The organism is Dactylosporangium cerinum, from assembly GCF_042653625.1.
GTDB lineage: Bacteria > Actinomycetota > Actinomycetes > Mycobacteriales > Micromonosporaceae > Dactylosporangium > Dactylosporangium cerinum.
Genome location: NZ_JBHSIU010000066.1, coordinates 338,049 through 352,358 on the forward strand (window position 1 = coordinate 338,049; position 14,310 = coordinate 352,358).

Below are 14,310 nucleotides of genomic sequence, written 5' to 3' on the forward strand. Positions count from 1 at the left end.
GTGACCGGGTAGCGCCGGTTCAGTCCGGCAGCTCCGCGTCGTGGACGAGCAGCGCGACCTGGACCCGGTTGTTGAGGTCCAGTTTGGACAGCAGCCGCGACACGTGCCCCTTCGCGGTGGGCACGCTCATGCCGAGCTCGGCGCCGATCTCCGCGTTGGACAGGCCACGGCCCAGGGCGAGCGCCACCTCGTGCTCGCGTCCGGTGAGCGCGGTGAGCCGCTGCCGGGCCCGGGCCCGCCGCGGCCCGGCGAGCGGGTCGGCGACGTGGTCGATGAGCCGCCGGATGACCGCGGGGGACAGGATCGCCGCCCCGGCCGCGACGGTGCGGACCGCCGCGATGATGTCGCGGGGCGGGGTGTCCTTGAGCAGGAAACCGCTGGCGCCGCCGCGGAGCGCCTCGAGGACGTATTCGTCGGCGTCGAACGTGGTCAGGACGATCACCTGCGGCGGCGACGGGCGGCACCGGATGCGTTGCGTGGCGATGAGCCCGTCGACCCGGGGCATGCGGATGTCCATGAGGATCACGTCCGGCCAGTGCGCGTCGGCGACCGCCACGGCTTCCGCGCCGTCGCCCGCCTCCGCGACCACTTCGATGTCCGGTGAACCGCCCATGAGGATCCGCAGCCCGGCGCGCACGAGCGGGTCGTCGTCGACGACCACCAGCCGGATCGGCCGGCCCGCAACGCCGCCGACGCGGCCGGCGTCGCCTCCGGCGCGGCCCGTGGGGCCGCCGCCGTCCGCGGCTACGCCGGCCACGGCAGCCACGCCCGTAACCGGAACACGCCGTCCTCGACGCCGTGCTCGATCCGCCCGCCGGCGAGCGCGATCCGCTCCCGCAGGCCGACGAGACCGAGACCCGCACCGGGGATCGCGGGCCGCCCACCGGTGCACCGGTTGGTGACGGTGACCCGCAGGTCCCCGCCCGCGGCGCCGTCGAGCAGCACCCGCACCTCGGCACCGGGCGCGTGCTTGCGGGCGTTGGTCAGGCCTTCCTGCACGAACCGGTACACCGTCCGCCCCAGCATCACCGCCGGCCCGTCGACCGGCACCCGGCACGTGTAGTCGACCGTCATGCCCGCCGCCCGCGCGGTGCCGAGCAGCTCGGGCAGGTCGCCGAGGCCGGGCTGCGGCGGCTCCGGGCGCCCCTGGCGCAACGCGCCGAACACGGTCCGCAGCTCCTGCAGCGCCTCGTGCGCGCCGGTCCGGATCGCGCCGGCGGCGATCGCCGTCTCCGCCGGCGACGCGTCGGTGCGGACCTCGAGGGCACCGGCGTGCAGGCTGATGAGCGACAGGCGGTGGGCGAGGACGTCGTGCATCTCCCGGGCGATCCGGGCCCGCTCGGTCAGCCGCGCCTGCTCGACCCGCAGGTGCTGCTCGGCCTCGAGCCGGGCGGCATGGTCCCGCAGCGAGCCGGTCAGCCGGCGGTACGCCTGCACGAACAGCCCCCAGCCGACGGCGGCGGCGGTGACCACCGACCGCACCAGCAGGTCGACCCACAGCGGAAACGGCGGGTCGTCCTGCAGCGCGAAATACCCGGCGCTGGTGGCGACGTTCGCCACCGCGAGCCACAGCACGACCGCGGGCCGGAACCGCACGGCGACGGTGAACAACGCGACGACGATCGCACCGGTCGCCATGACCGACACCGCCCCGAACGGCAGCAGCGCCAGCGCGAGCCCGAGCGGCCGGCGCCGGCGCAGCACCAGCGCCGCGACACACCCCACGCCGATGGCGACGTCGACCTGCCACGGGATCGCCGCCCCGGGGTGCGTCGCGTCGCCGAGTGGCAGCATCAGCGCGCCGTAGCCGGCGGCCAGGCCGACCGCGACGGCGTCGGCCACCGTGTTGCGCCGCGCCGACCGGGGACTGTCCGCCGGTTCGGGCACGAGCAACGCGAAGAGCATGGCCGCAGCTTACGAGGTACACCATGCCGCCGGGACCTACCAAAGTAGGGCCCCGCACCGGACCCGGCACATACATCGGCCGATGCGCCGCGCGGCCCGTGCCTGCCATGCTCGGCGGGTGACAGCTGGTGTCGATGGGTTCGGGGCGGCGACGCTCGACGCGGTGCGGCGGTGTCTGGGGACGCGGCCCCGACGCAGGACGGTGGGGGTCACCCTGCTGCTGGCCCTGCTGGCCGGCGAGGTGCTCGGCGCGGCCGTGAAGCCCGGGGACCTGACGTTCGCCGCGGTCAGCGACCCGGTGCAGAGCCTCATGTCGGTCACCGTGCCGCTGCTGGGCATCCTGGTGGTCAGGGACCGGGAGCGGCTCCTGTCGACACTCTGGGCCGTGGTGCTGCTGGCCGCCGGCCTCGGCGCGTTCGGGGCCGTGTGGTGCGCAGCGGTCACGACCCGCGGCAGCGCACCGGACCCGTGGCGGCACGCAGCCACCATCGCGCTCGGCAGCGTGCTGGTGCAGGTGCTCGCCGTGCTGGTCGGGACCGGCCTGGGACGGCTGGTGCGGCCGGTGCCGCTGGCGTTCCTGGCCACCTTCGTGCCGCTGCTGCTGTGGCTGGCGCTGAGCGCGGCGCCCGGGTCCGCGGAGGACTGGCTCACGCCGTACCCGACCGCCCGGCACCTCCTGTCGGGCGACATGAGCCGCCCGGCGTGGCCGCAGTGGCTGACGGTGTTCCTGATCTGGGGCGTCGCCCTCAACGTGCTCGGCGCGAAACGGCCCTGGCAGACTTGACGGCGTGAACGCCGCCTTCCGCGCCGACTGGGTGCGCCTGTGGCACCTGGTGCAACGCGTCGAGGCCGCCACCGGCGACGGCTTCGTGGACATCGGGCTGCGCCTGGTCGACCCGGCCGAACCGCCGCAGGACGGCGGCTACCGGACCAGCCCGGCCAACGCGATCATGTTCGCCGGCACCGGCGGCGACGGCGTCCACTTCAGCGTCCTCACTCCGGCCGCGGGCAGTCCCGCCGCCGCGCCGGTGGTGATGACCGCCCCGATGGCGTTCGACTCCCCGAACCACATCGTCGCCGGCGACCTGATGGAGTTCCTCGCGCTCGGCTGTCAGACCGCCTACTACAACCTGGACCACCTCGCGTACCCGTGGGGCCGCAGTGCCATGATGGCCCGCCTGCAGACGGCCCGGCTGGCACCGGGCACCGACGGCGCCCACCTCCTCCAGCCACTGATCGACGAGTTCGACCTGCGGCCGTGGCCGGACGTCGAACGGCGCCTCGACGAACTCGACGCGGCCTACCGCGGCGACATCCAGCTCCGGTGATCAGGGGACTGTACGAACTCGCGGCCGACCCGATCGACGTGGTCTGCCCTCGTTGCGGGCGCCGGGCCGTGAGCGCCGCGCGGCCCACGCCGAGCCGATGGGTGGCCTCCTGGCCGCGCCGGCTCACCTGCGGCCGGTGCGGTCACGCGGCCGCGTGGGAGCCGCCCGGCGCGACCTCGGTCTGGGGTGCGCCGGTCGACCCGTTCTTCCAGGTGCCGCTGTGGCTGCGGGCCGAGTGCTGCGGCGGGCACACGCTGTGGGCGTTGCACCGGCGGCACCTGGACCTGCTGGACGACTACGTCGGCGCGAAACTGCGCACCGACGGGCCGGGCATGACGCTGACCGCCCGCCTGCCGGCCTGGCTGAAATCGGCGAAACACCGCGCGGAGATCCTGCGCGTCATCGACCGGCTCCGGCACACGCTCGACGACTGAGACGCGGGCCGGTTGCGGTTGCGTGGCAGGACGGTGGCGGACTTCAGGTGCCTGCCACCGTGGCCGATGGGGCGCTCCGTGACCGCCGACCAGCGAGCCCCGTTGCGTCACGTCGCGGCCGTCGTCGGCCTCGCGGCGCTCGGCGCGCTGTGGTACGCCGTCTGGACGGTCACCGGTGGCCGCCCGGCCGCCGTGTCCTACCTGGTGCTGCCGGTCGGCGCCACGGTCGCCACCCTCGCGGTCCGGGACCTGCTGCGGCGCACCCCGCTGACCGACCCGGCCCGCGGGTTCTGGCGGTTGATGCTGGCGGCGCTCGGCTGCGTCAGCGTCGGGTACGCCGTCCTCGCCGCCGCCGCGTTCCGGGACATCTCGATCCTGCCGGCGATGCCGACGGCGGCGGCGGTGCCGGCCGGGGCCGGGTTCCTGGTCGCCATGTGGGCGATGGTGCGGGTCCCGCTCGGCATCACCAGCGCCGGCGAACGCTGGCGGCAGTGGCTGGACCGCTCGATCGCCTTCCTCGGCTGCGGCACGGTGCTGTTCCACTTCGGCCTCGCCCCGCTGCTGACAGCCCCGGGACGGTGGAGCACCCAGACGATCGTGCTGCTCGGCCTGTCGTTCGCCCTCGCGGTCGGCGGCATCACCAAGGTCGCCTACATCCGCGGCGGCCCGATCGACCGGTCGGCGCTGCGCCTGATCGGCCTGACCGGGTTCGTCGGCGCCGGGGTGGCGCTGCTGCTGGTGCTCGGCGGCGACCCCGGCACCGTGCCGGCGCAGGCGGTGGTCATGCCGCTCGCGCCGGTGCTCGCCGTGCTCGCGGTCCGCCGGCAGTGGGCGCACACGGCCGCCCGCCCCGGCCGGGCCGGCACCTGGCTGCCGTACGTCGCGGTCGCGGCCGTCGACGTGCCGCTCATCGCCGTCATCCCCGGCGTGCTCACCTGGACCGACAAGCTCGTCATCATCGCCTCGGTGCTGGTGACCGGGCTGGTCACGGTCCGGCAGTTCGTCGCGTTCCGGGAGAACGCCCGGCTGCTCGCCGACAAGCGGGTCACGCAGGAGCGGCTGCAGCACGAGGCGACCCACGACGGACTGACCGGCCTCGCCAACCGCGCGCTGTTCCGGCAGCGGCTCGGCGCGCAACTGGAGCACGGGGACGCGACGGTCCTGCTGGTCGACCTCGACGACTTCAAGACGATCAACGACTCGCTCGGCCACGACGTCGGCGACCACCTGCTGATCGCGGTCGCCGACGTGCTGCGGGCCGCCGGCGGCGCCGACGGCCTGCCGGTGCGGCTCGGCGGCGACGAGTTCGCGATCCTGGTGACCGGGGCGACCACCCTCGGCGAGACGATCGCGCAGCGGACCCTGGACGCGTTCACCGGCCCGCTCAGCCAGCACGGGCTGCTGGTGCACGCCAGCGTCGGCATCGCCACCGCACCCGCGGGCACCCCGCTGGACCAGCTGCTGCGCGACGCCGACGTGGCCATGTACGCGGCCAAACAGCGCGGCAAGGCCAACTGGGTGCGCTACCACGACGGCATGGCCCAGCCCGTGGCCGGTCACGCCCAGCTCGGCGGGGAACTGCGGCGGGCCCTGGAAGCGGGCGAGTTCACCGTGCACTACCAGCCGATCGTGGCGCTGCGGACCGGCCGGATCGTCGGCGTCGAGGCCCTCGCCCGCTGGCAGCACCCGACCCGCGGCATGATCCCACCGGCGGAGTTCATCCCGGCGGCGGAGAGCACCGGACTGATCGTGCCGATCGGCCGGTGGGTGCTGCGCGAGGCGTGCCGGCAGGCGGCGCAGTGGTTCGCCGAGTTCGGCCCGGACGCGCTGCAGAAGGTCGGGCCCAACGTGTCCGTCCGCCAGTTGCACGACCCCGACTTCGTCGCCGACGTCCAGGCCGCCCTCGCCGACTCAGGCCTGCCCGCTGACCGGCTCGTCCTGGAGCTGACCGAGTCGGCGGTGCTGCGCGGGCAGCAGGTCTCCCGCGCCCTGTTCCAGCTGCACGGCCTCGGCGTCCGCCTCGCCCTGGACGACTTCGGCACCGGCGAGTCGTCGCTGAGCCTGCTGCGCGCGTTCCCGGCCGCGATCGTCAAGCTCGACAAGTCGTTCGTCGACGGCGTCGAACTCGACGCGCCGGGCTCGCCGGAGGCCGACGCCCGGCAGGCGGTGGCGCGGGCCGTCATGCAGCTCGCCCTCGCGCTCGGCCTGGACACCGTCGCCGAGGGCATCGAGAACGGCGCGCAGGCCGACCGGCTGATCGAGCTGGGCTACTCGCTCGGCCAGGGATACCACCTGGCCCGCCCGATGCCGGCCGACGGGATGACCCGCCTCCTCGCCGCCCAGCGGGAACTCGTGGCCTGACCCGCGATGAGTTTCCCGCCCCCGCTTCGTATGGACTGATATGCAGATGCAGATCAAGACCAACGGTGTCGAGCTGTGCGTGGAGACCTTCGGGGATCCGGCGGATCCGCCGGTACTGCTCATCGGCATCACCATGATGAGCTGGCCGGACGAGTTGTGCGCGGCGCTGCGCGGGCGCTACGTGGTGCGCTACGACCTGCGCGACGCGGGCCGCTCGACGTTCGCCGACCCCGACGCGCCCGGCTACGACCTGCGCGACCTGGTGACCGACGCGTCGCAGCTCCTCACGACCCTCGAACTGGGCCCGGCGCACGTGGTCGGGCTGGGCGTCGGCGGGTTCATCGCCCAGCTGCTCGCGCTGGACCATCCCGGGCAGGTCGCGTCGCTGACGCTGATCTCCACCCGGCCGGTCGCGCCCGGCCCGGTCGACCCGGACCTGCCCGACCACGACCCTGAGGTGATGGGGCAGCTGTTCGGCCGCCCGGCGCCGGACTGGACCGACCGCGACAGCGTCGTCGACTACATGACCGGCAGCGCGCGGCTGCTGGCCGGGTCGCGGGGCTTCGACGAGGACGACGCCCGAGCCACGGCCGGGGCCGTCTTCGACCGGGCCGGCCCGACCGCGCAGGCGCAGCGGGCCAGCCACATCGGCAGCATGTTCGCGGCCGTCGACTGCCGGCCGCGGTGGCGGGAGCGGCTCGGCCAGATCACCGCACCGACCCTGGTGGTGCACGGCGACGAGGATCCGTTCTTCCCGCACGGGAACGGGGTGGCCCTGGCCGCGGAGATCCCCGGCGCCACGCTGCTCACCCTGCCCGACGTCGGTCAGGGCGTGCCGCGCGTGGCCTGGCCGGTCGTCGTGGACGCCCTGCTGCGCCTCTAGAGCTCGGCGCGGCGGCCCTGCAGGAACGTCCGCTCGGTGTCGTTGCCGGCCAGGGTGATCGCCTCGTCGTACGCGGCGCGGGCCTCGCCGGTCCGGCCGAGCCGGGCCAGCAGGTCCGCCCGCGTCGCCGGCAGCAGGTGGTAGCCCGGCAGGTCGACGCCCTCGATCGAGGCCAGCGCCAGCGCCGGACCGTGCACCTCGGCGACGGCGACGGCCCGGTTGAGCAGCACCACCTGGGTCGGCGACCGGGCCAGGAGCTGGTCGTAGAGCGCGAGCACCTGGATCCAGTCGGTGGCCGGTCCGTCGGTGTGCACGGCGTTGATGGCGGCCTGGATCTGATACGGGCCGGGCCGGTTGCGCTTGAGGCACCGGCGGACCAGGGCGTGGCCTTCGGCGATCAGCTCCTGGTTCCACAGCGACCGGTCCTGCTCGGTGAGGGTGACGAGCTCACCCGTGGGGCCCACCCGGGCGGGGCGCCGGGCCTCGATGAGGATCAGCAGGGCGAGGAGCCCGAGGACCTCGGGCTCGTCGGGCATCAGGTCGGCGAGCGCCCGGGCCAGCCGGACGGCCTCCAGGCACAGGTCGGTGCGGACGAGGTCGCCGGACGTCGACGCGTACCCCTCGTTGAAGATCAGGTACAGCACGGTCAGGACCGGTGGCAGCCGGGCCGGCAGCTCGGCGCCGCCCGGCACCCGGTAGGGGATGCCCGCGTCGCGGATCTTCTTCTTGGCCCGCACGATGCGCTGCGCGACGGTCGCCTCCGGCACCAGGTAGGCCCGCGCGATCTCGGGCACCTCGAGCCCGCCCATGAGCCGCAACGTGAGCGCCGTCTGCGCCAGCGGCGCGAGCGCCGGGTGGCAGCAGGTGAAGATCAGGCGGAGCTGGTCGTCGCGCACGGGTCCTACCTCCTCGGGCTCGTCGGGTTGATACAGCAGCAGCGCCTGGGCGTGGCGGGCCTCGCGGGTGGATTCGCGGCGCAGCCGGTCGATGGCCCGGTTGCGGGCCGTGGTCACGATCCACGCCCCCGGGTTGGGCGGCGGCGTGTCCCACTTCTCCAGGGCCACGGTGAACGCGTCCTGGACCGCCTCCTCGGCGATGCCGATGTCGCCGAGGAGGCGGGCGAGGGTGGCCACGCAGCGCCCGTACTCCGCCCGGTAGATGCCGTCGAGGTCCATGCTCAGGCGGGCTCGTCCTCGAACGGCCGCACCTCGACCGGGCCCCGGCACGCCTGCGAGCACTGCTCCGCCCAGCGCAGCGCCGCGTCGAGGTCGGTGCAGCGGATCACCCAGAACCCGCCGAGCTGTTCCTTGGTCTCGGTGTAGGGCCCGTCGGTCATCGTGGTGTCCCCGGTCCCGGCCAGCACGACGGTCGCGGTGTCCGGTGACAGCAGGCCGCCGCCGAAGACCCAGACGCCGGTGCGCACCATCTCCTTGTTGACCCGGTCGACCTGCTCGGAGGCGGTCTGCAGGTCGTCGCCGGCGGGCATGGGCACGTCGTAGTCGTGGTGCACGGACAACATGTACTGCTTCATGATCGGCTCCCGTTCGGTGGCAGGTCTCAGGCGGACAGGCGGCGCGCGACCGCGGGGATGACGATCGAGGCCGCGACCAGGTGCGTCAGCATCAGCAGCGCCTTGGTCGCGGGCGCGGCGTCCGCGATGACGTCCGGCACCAGCGACAGCGCCGTCAACGCCACCGTAGTGCGGACGAAGGCCCGGCGCGGGCGGGCCGCGAACCGGCGCAGCACGGTGGCGAGCACCAGCCCGACCAGCGAGAAGAACGCGGTCAGCGTGGCGAAGCCGGGCACCGGGATGGGCGCACCGGACACGTCGAGACTGATCCCGGCCGCGTGCCCGGCGGCCGCGACGGTGGCGGTGGCGACGCTGGCCACGGCCGTGGCGGCGGCACCGGCGAGCAGCAGCGAGCGCAGTGACGGCCGGCCGGCGGTGGTGTGCCGGGTGCCGGCCTGGCCGGCGGTGTGGGTCGTGGTGGTCATTGCGGCCTCCGGTGGAGTGCGGACCGGCCCTGCGCCGGTCTCTCACCTGGGCTACGAACGCACCCCCACCCCGATCGACAACCCGGCCGGAACTTTTTCCACAAACTTCGGCAGCTGCTCAGCGGCGCAGGTCGTGGCGGCGGTGGACGGTTTTCGACACCAGGCCCGACGGCAGCAGGCGCCGCAGCGGGAACACGACCGGCGCGTTGCTGCCGACCGCGTAGAACGCCTTCGGCCGGGGTGCCTCGACCGCCTTGACGATCGTCTCGGCGACCAACTCGGCCGGCACGCCCTTGCTCTCGTTGCGGTCGAGCGCGGCCAGCATCCGCTCGAAGTCCGTCCGGTGCGGCGAGCCCTCCGCCACGTACTTCGTGCGGCGCTCGCTGATCCCGGTGTTGATGGACCCGGGTTCGACCGTGGTCAGCCAGACGTTGAACGGCGTGTACTCGTGCCGGGCCCCGTCGCTGAACCCCTTCAACGCGGCCTTCGACGCGACGTAGGACGAGCGGTACGCGAGCGGGAACGACGCGAGCATCGACCCGACCATCACCACCCGGCCGCGCCGCCGCTCGCGCATGCCGGGCAGGAGCAGCTGGGTGAGCTGGACCGGCCCGAGCACGTTGACCTGGAACAGCCGGCGCAGCGCCTCGCCGGGCAGCTCCTCGAACGGCCCGGACTGGCTCTCCCCGGCGTTGTTGACCAGCACGTCGACCGGGCCGACGGCGGCGGCCAGCGCCTCGATCGACGCCTCGTCGCCGAGGTCCAGCGCGAGGAACTCGACGCCCTCAGGGCGCTGCCCGTCGCTGAGCGTCTCGGGCCGGCGGCTGGTGCCGACGACCCGGTAGCCCCGCCTGACGAGGGCGGCGGCGGTGGCCCGGCCGATGCCCGACGATGCCCCGGTGACCAGCGCGGTGCGATCCATCGCTGCACCATACCGTCGTGCCGCCGGGGCGTCCGTCGGAGCGTGGCCCCGGGCACGAAGCTGCGCCGGGGCCACCGTCCGCGTGCTACCAGCGCTGCAGCAGCGGCTGGCCGAAGATCAGCCCGTCGCCGTCGGGTTCTGACACCTTCAGCTGCGCGAGCGTCGCGCCGCCGGCGTCGGTCGCCCGCACCGTCAGCACCGCCGGTATCTTCGCGGTGATCACGCCCACGCCGTCGACGAGGGGTACCGTCGGCGTGCTGCTGCCGGTGAGCTGCAACTTCGTGGCGCCCGGCGGGGCGATCACCAGCAGCCGGTCCGACAGCACGAACGGGTTGGCCGGGTCGGGCAGCCGCACGACCACCAGATCGGCCGACGCCGCGACGGCGGTGGTGACGCCGGCGCGTGGGCCGTCCGCCGGCAGCGGGCCGCCACCGCTGTAGTCGAGCGGGCCGCGCGCCACCACCGTGGCGAACACGGGGTGCGCGTCCGTGCCGGTGAGCGCGCAGACCTGCACGCCGCCGCCCGGCGCCTCACCGATGAGGACCACGGTGGGCTCGGTGGTGCCCGGCGGGGTCCCGCCCCACAGCGCCCGGTGTCTGCTCACCGGCAGTCCCGGCAGCGACCGCCACTCCGCCAGGGCCTGGGTCACCAGGGCCGGGTCGGCCCGGCCGCGTTCGGTCACCGGCGGGCCCGTGAGCGTCGCGGGGGTTGCCGCGTCCGACGATCCCTGTTTGACGTCACGCACGATCCCGCCGCAGGTGAACCGCCACCACATGTTGATGTCGTTGCCGGGGCGCACGAGGTGATCGCCCTGGTCGACCCAGGTGCGGGCGACCGTGCCCGGCGACTCGAACCGCGCCTCCCGGGAGGTGGCGATCTCGCAGCCAGGCGGTGCCAGCGCCCACACGTACGAGTACGGCGGCTTGCCGGTGAGCTCGGCGCCCGCGGTGGAGGCCGTGAACGGGCGCAGGCCCTCGACGCCACCGCCGAACTCCCCACCGGCGAGGGCGGCCGTCGAACTTCCGGGCGGGCCGCCCGAACTGACGGACACGGCATGGGTGTCGTTGTAGTACGCCATCACGTACATCCGCGCCCCGCCGACATCGGCCAGCAGCAGCACCTTCACCCGGTCCAGCGCCGGGTCCACGTTCCAGAACCGCCGATTGGCGGCCAGTTGCCGGGTGAGGTCGGCGACCAGCGCGGTGTCGCCCGCGAGATTGCCGCGGGTCGGCGCGGCCAGCAGCTCGCGGGTCCACTGCGACGTGATCGGCGCGTTGATCGTCTCCCGCGCCGGGCCGACCGGCGGCGGCGTCGGGGGGACGTCCGGCGCGGGCCCCCCGGCGGTCGTGAGCGCACCGCCCGTCAGTGCCAGCACCACGGCGGTGGCCAGGGCACCCGTCCAGCGCCACTGCAGGCGGCGGCGACGGCGGGCGAGCAGGCGACGCATCGGATCCTGCGCGGGCCGCATGACGTCCGCCGAGCGGATCAGTTCCGCCCGCAGCCGGTCTTCTACTTCCGTCACTGCCCACTCCTTCGCACCGCAGGGTTCTCCAGGGCATCCACCGGCTCGCTCAGCAACGTCCGCAGCCGGGCCAGCCCCCGCGACGCCTGGCTCTTCACCGAACCGACCGAGCACCCCAGCACGCCGGCCGTCTCCGCCTCGGACAGGTCGTCGAAGTAGCGCAGGACCAGCACCGCCCGCATCTGCCTCGGCAGCCGGGCAAGCTCGGCCACGAGGGTGGTCCGGTCGGCCAGCCCACCGGCCGGGTCGGACACCACCGTGTCCGGCGGCCGGGCGCTGAGCAGCTCCCGCTGCAGCCGCCGCCACAGGCTGATCCGCTGGTTGACCATCGCCCGCCGCAGGTACGCCATCGGATCGTCGACCTCGTCCCACCGCGCCATGACCTTCAACAGGCACGACTGCACCAGGTCCTCGGCGGCGTGCGGCGAACCCGTCAGCAGGTAGGCGGTGCGCGCCAGCTCGGCGTAGCGCACCGCCACGAATTGCTCGAAGCCGTCGATCTCCACACCATCGCCTCTCCCTCATGACCCGTCACCGCACAGACGCGCCACCCCGTGCGGAGGTTGAAAAGCGATTTGAAGGGGCAACGCGACGGCGGCACGGTCTGGATGATGGCAGGCATGGTGACGTTGCGGCTCGGATGGCTGGCGCCGATCGCGGTGGGGGTGGGGCTCGGCGTGGCCTCCGTCTACGCCGACCGGGTCGACGGCACGTTGCGGACGGTGCTGCAGTTCCTGGCCAGCACCGGGTTCGCATGGGGCTGCGCGGCGTTCGTCGCGGCGTTCCCGGCGCGGACACGGGTCGGCGCGGCGGCCGCCGCGATCGTGGTCCTGTGCACGGCGACCGGCTGCTACTACGTGCTCAACCTCAGTGGCGGTGACTGGCTCGCGCCGGTGCTGACGGCGGCGGCGTACTGGATGCTGCTGTCGGTGGCCGGCGGGGCCGTGCTCGGCGTGCTCGCGCACGTGATCCGCACCGACCGGGCGCCGGTGGCCGCGGCGGCCGCCGGGCTGGCCTGCGGGCTGCTGGCCGGGGCCGGCGTCGACATCGTCGTCAGCCTGCTCGCCGTCGGTGACCACGGGCGGCAGCGGCTCGCCGAGGGGTGCCTGCAGGTCGTCGCGGGGGTGGCGGTCACCGCGTGGCTGTTCGGGCGGCGGCGCGGTCCGCAGTCGTGGCCGAGGTTCGCCGTCGCGGCCGTCGTGGCGTGCACCGTCAGCGGCCTGGCGTGGGGTGCGGTGGAGTCGGTGCCGGTGATCGGATTCTGACCGTCACGCCGCCGCGGCGACCAGGTCCAGCAGGCGGGCGCACCAGGCGTTGAACGGCTGCCGGTCGGCGCGCACCGGATGGATGCGGTTGCTCAGCACCGCCACGCCGTAGCCACGCCCGGGTTCGAGCCAGATCCGGTTGCCGACGAACCCGGACATGCCGTAGCCGTCCGGACCGGCGGACGGCCCGCCCAGCGCCCGGGTGGGCGCCAGCCACCAGCCCAGGCCGAAGCGCTCCCCGTCGCCGTTCGACGACCACTGCCGGCGGACCGCCCGGTGCAGCTCCGCGGTCGTCACCCGCTCCGCGAGCCAGTCCTGACCGATCCCGGCCAGCAGCCCGATCGTCGCGAACGCGCCCGCGTGCCCGGCGACCCCGCCCATCGCGGCGGCGTTCTCGTCGTGCACCTCACCGGTGATCAGCCGCCCCCGCCAGCCGCAGCGCTCGGTCGCCACCGCGGGGCCCGGCAGCGGCGGATAGCGCAGACCGCTGCGCTGCGCCGCGGCGGTGGCCAATGATGTGCCGGTGAGCGCCTCGGCCAGGGCGCCGAGCAGGACGAAGTTCACGTCGCTGTACACCGCGCCGGAACCCACCGGACGCTCCAGAGGCGTGCGCAGGGCGGCGTCGACGATCCGGTCGCGTCCCGTCAGGCCGGTGTAGAACGGGACGGTGGCGGGCAGGCCGGCGTCGTAGCTGAGCAGCTGGGCGACGGTGGCGGCGGCGAACGGCGCGTGCCGGGCGGCCGGCCAGGCGGTGTGCAGCGGCTGGTCGAGCCCGATCCGCTGCCGCGCCACCAGGTCGAGCACCTCGGGGACCGTCACGAGGACCTTGGTGAGGCTGGCCAGGTCCCACCAGGTGTCCCGGGTCGCGGCCCGGCCGGTGCCGAGGTCCGCGACGCCGTGCACGACCTCGGCGAGCCGCTCGTCCCTGGTGAAGACCGCGACCGCGACGGCCGGCATCGGCGCTTCGCGGGCGAGCGCGATGACCCGGTCGCCGAGAGACGTCACGGACCCAGTCTCCTCCGTTGCCCGGCCCGGCACATGGCGACACAATCGGCGGGTGCAGACCGACGGTTCGTCATGGGAAGACCTCACCGCGGCGTTCACGTCGAGCGGGCTGCCGGTCCCGCCGGTGCCCGGGTCCCTGCGACCCGCGCTGCGGGCGCCGCGGCCGTGGTGCTGGACCACGCGCGACATCGACCCGTTCCAGATGTACCTGTTCGAGCCCGGGTTCCTGGCCGACGTCCTCGCCGGCGATACCCCTGACTACGTCGCGGTGAGCCACGCGGGCCACGGCGTCAACTCCTACGCCGTCAACTACCACCTCGTGCACGGCCGGCTCGCCGTCCTCATGCAGGTCGGGTGGGGCGGGGTCTACACCGACAACGCGGACGCGGCCCGGCGCCTCGGCGAACTGTGGCGGCGCTGCGACGCGATGCTCGCCCACCGCGGGCCGGCGGACGCCGAGCGGGTCCTCTGCGTGTACAGCGGGCCGCGCGGGATCTCGGCGTGCGGGCCGGTCCCGGCCGGCGGCGGTGACGTCCACGAGTTCCTCGCCGCCCACTGCACCGACGGCACGGCGGCCTTCGACGTGGCGGAGCGGCTGATCGGCTGATTCGACACCCACCACCTGGCGCCGGCCGCCGCCGAGGCGTGCGTGCTGGCAATGCAGCGGTCGCTGCTGCCGTCGCCGAACCG

Annotated in this window: 16 protein-coding genes; 7 read left to right on the plus strand and 9 right to left on the minus strand. The window is 74.4% G+C overall.

The window, feature by feature from the left end; translation table 11 throughout:
* Positions 1–19: 19 nt before the first annotated feature.
* Positions 20–766: a response regulator gene (locus ACFPIJ_RS43875; protein ID WP_380124932.1), complete on the minus strand. Its 747-nt coding sequence runs from the start codon at positions 764–766 to the stop codon at positions 20–22.
* Entirely contained in the window at positions 745–1,905 is a 1,161-nt protein-coding gene (locus ACFPIJ_RS43880; RefSeq protein WP_380124934.1) for a sensor histidine kinase, read from the minus strand. The genes ACFPIJ_RS43875 and ACFPIJ_RS43880 overlap by 22 nt, the downstream gene beginning before the upstream one ends.
* 118 nt (positions 1,906–2,023) lie before the next feature.
* Between ACFPIJ_RS43880 and ACFPIJ_RS43885 the strand changes: the two genes are divergently transcribed.
* From ACFPIJ_RS43885 to ACFPIJ_RS43905, 5 genes are all read left to right on the plus strand, one after another.
* Positions 2,024–2,689, plus strand: coding sequence for a hypothetical protein (locus ACFPIJ_RS43885; RefSeq protein ID WP_380124936.1), 666 nt, complete (start codon positions 2,024–2,026; stop codon positions 2,687–2,689).
* A gap of 4 nt (positions 2,690–2,693) precedes the next feature.
* A complete protein-coding gene (locus ACFPIJ_RS43890) occupies positions 2,694–3,233 on the plus strand; it encodes a hypothetical protein (RefSeq protein ID WP_380124938.1) in 540 nt (179 codons plus the stop codon).
* Positions 3,230–3,667, plus strand: a complete 438-nt coding sequence (locus ACFPIJ_RS43895) for a hypothetical protein (RefSeq protein WP_380124939.1) — start codon at positions 3,230–3,232, stop codon at positions 3,665–3,667. Before ACFPIJ_RS43890 ends, ACFPIJ_RS43895 begins: the two co-directional genes overlap by 4 nt.
* Positions 3,668–3,745: 78 nt before the next feature.
* Positions 3,746–6,028, plus strand: a complete 2,283-nt coding sequence (locus ACFPIJ_RS43900; protein WP_380124941.1) for a putative bifunctional diguanylate cyclase/phosphodiesterase — start codon at positions 3,746–3,748, stop codon at positions 6,026–6,028.
* Positions 6,029–6,074: 46 nt separating this feature from the next.
* On the plus strand, positions 6,075–6,911 hold the full coding sequence (locus ACFPIJ_RS43905) for an alpha/beta fold hydrolase (RefSeq protein ID WP_380124943.1): 837 nt from the start codon (positions 6,075–6,077) through the stop codon (positions 6,909–6,911).
* Here the strand turns inward: ACFPIJ_RS43905 and ACFPIJ_RS43910 are convergent.
* The 6 genes from ACFPIJ_RS43910 to ACFPIJ_RS43935 form a co-directional block, all read right to left on the minus strand.
* Entirely contained in the window at positions 6,908–8,086 is a 1,179-nt protein-coding gene (locus tag ACFPIJ_RS43910) for an RNA polymerase sigma factor (protein ID WP_380124945.1), read from the minus strand. The two genes, ACFPIJ_RS43905 and ACFPIJ_RS43910, sit on opposite strands and share 4 nt — an antisense overlap.
* A gap of 2 nt (positions 8,087–8,088) precedes the next feature.
* Entirely contained in the window at positions 8,089–8,442 is a 354-nt protein-coding gene (locus tag ACFPIJ_RS43915) for a YciI family protein (RefSeq protein WP_380124947.1), read from the minus strand.
* Between the two features lie 26 nt (positions 8,443–8,468).
* Positions 8,469–8,906, minus strand: a complete 438-nt coding sequence (locus ACFPIJ_RS43920) for a DUF6069 family protein (protein ID WP_380124949.1) — start codon at positions 8,904–8,906, stop codon at positions 8,469–8,471.
* A 118-nt stretch (positions 8,907–9,024) separates the two neighbouring features.
* Complete coding sequence (locus ACFPIJ_RS43925) at positions 9,025–9,828, minus strand: SDR family oxidoreductase (RefSeq protein ID WP_380124951.1); 804 nt, start codon at positions 9,826–9,828, stop codon at positions 9,025–9,027.
* Positions 9,829–9,913: 85 nt separating this feature from the next.
* Positions 9,914–11,350, minus strand: a complete 1,437-nt coding sequence (locus ACFPIJ_RS43930) for a hypothetical protein (protein ID WP_380124953.1) — start codon at positions 11,348–11,350, stop codon at positions 9,914–9,916.
* Positions 11,347–11,856: a SigE family RNA polymerase sigma factor gene (locus ACFPIJ_RS43935; RefSeq protein WP_380124955.1), complete on the minus strand. Its 510-nt coding sequence runs from the start codon at positions 11,854–11,856 to the stop codon at positions 11,347–11,349. Before ACFPIJ_RS43935 ends, ACFPIJ_RS43930 begins: the two co-directional genes overlap by 4 nt.
* 114 nt (positions 11,857–11,970) lie before the next feature.
* Here ACFPIJ_RS43935 and ACFPIJ_RS43940 point away from each other — a divergent pair, with 114 nt between their 5' ends.
* The gene (locus ACFPIJ_RS43940; protein ID WP_380124957.1) at positions 11,971–12,615 is read left to right on the plus strand and encodes a DUF6518 family protein; all 645 of its coding nucleotides are present in this window, start codon (positions 11,971–11,973) and stop codon (positions 12,613–12,615) included.
* Positions 12,616–12,618: 3 nt separating this feature from the next.
* Here ACFPIJ_RS43940 and ACFPIJ_RS43945 read toward each other — a convergent pair whose 3' ends face one another.
* On the minus strand, positions 12,619–13,620 hold the full coding sequence (locus ACFPIJ_RS43945) for a serine hydrolase domain-containing protein (protein WP_380124959.1): 1,002 nt from the start codon (positions 13,618–13,620) through the stop codon (positions 12,619–12,621).
* 52 nt (positions 13,621–13,672) lie between these two features.
* On the opposite strand from ACFPIJ_RS43945, the gene ACFPIJ_RS43950 reads away from it, so the two are divergent.
* Positions 13,673–14,227 carry a hypothetical protein gene (locus ACFPIJ_RS43950; RefSeq protein ID WP_380124961.1) on the plus strand — a complete coding sequence of 185 codons (555 nt, stop codon included), beginning with the start codon at positions 13,673–13,675 and terminating at the stop codon, positions 14,225–14,227.
* Positions 14,228–14,310: the final 83 nt, after the last annotated feature.

Coding starts and splice junctions, on each gene's coding strand:
- ACFPIJ_RS43880 (WP_380124934.1), bottom strand. CDS start 1,905: ATGCTCTTCGCGTTGCTCGTGCCCGAACCGGCGGACAGTCCCCGGTCG.
- ACFPIJ_RS43905 (WP_380124943.1), top strand. CDS start 6,075: ATGCAGATCAAGACCAACGGTGTCGAGCTGTGCGTGGAGACCTTCGGG.
- ACFPIJ_RS43910 (WP_380124945.1), bottom strand. CDS start 8,086: ATGGACCTCGACGGCATCTACCGGGCGGAGTACGGGCGCTGCGTGGCC.
- ACFPIJ_RS43915 (WP_380124947.1), bottom strand. CDS start 8,442: ATGAAGCAGTACATGTTGTCCGTGCACCACGACTACGACGTGCCCATG.
- ACFPIJ_RS43920 (WP_380124949.1), bottom strand. CDS start 8,906: ATGACCACCACGACCCACACCGCCGGCCAGGCCGGCACCCGGCACACC.
- ACFPIJ_RS43925 (WP_380124951.1), bottom strand. CDS start 9,828: ATGGATCGCACCGCGCTGGTCACCGGGGCATCGTCGGGCATCGGCCGG.
- ACFPIJ_RS43940 (WP_380124957.1), top strand. CDS start 11,971: ATGGTGACGTTGCGGCTCGGATGGCTGGCGCCGATCGCGGTGGGGGTG.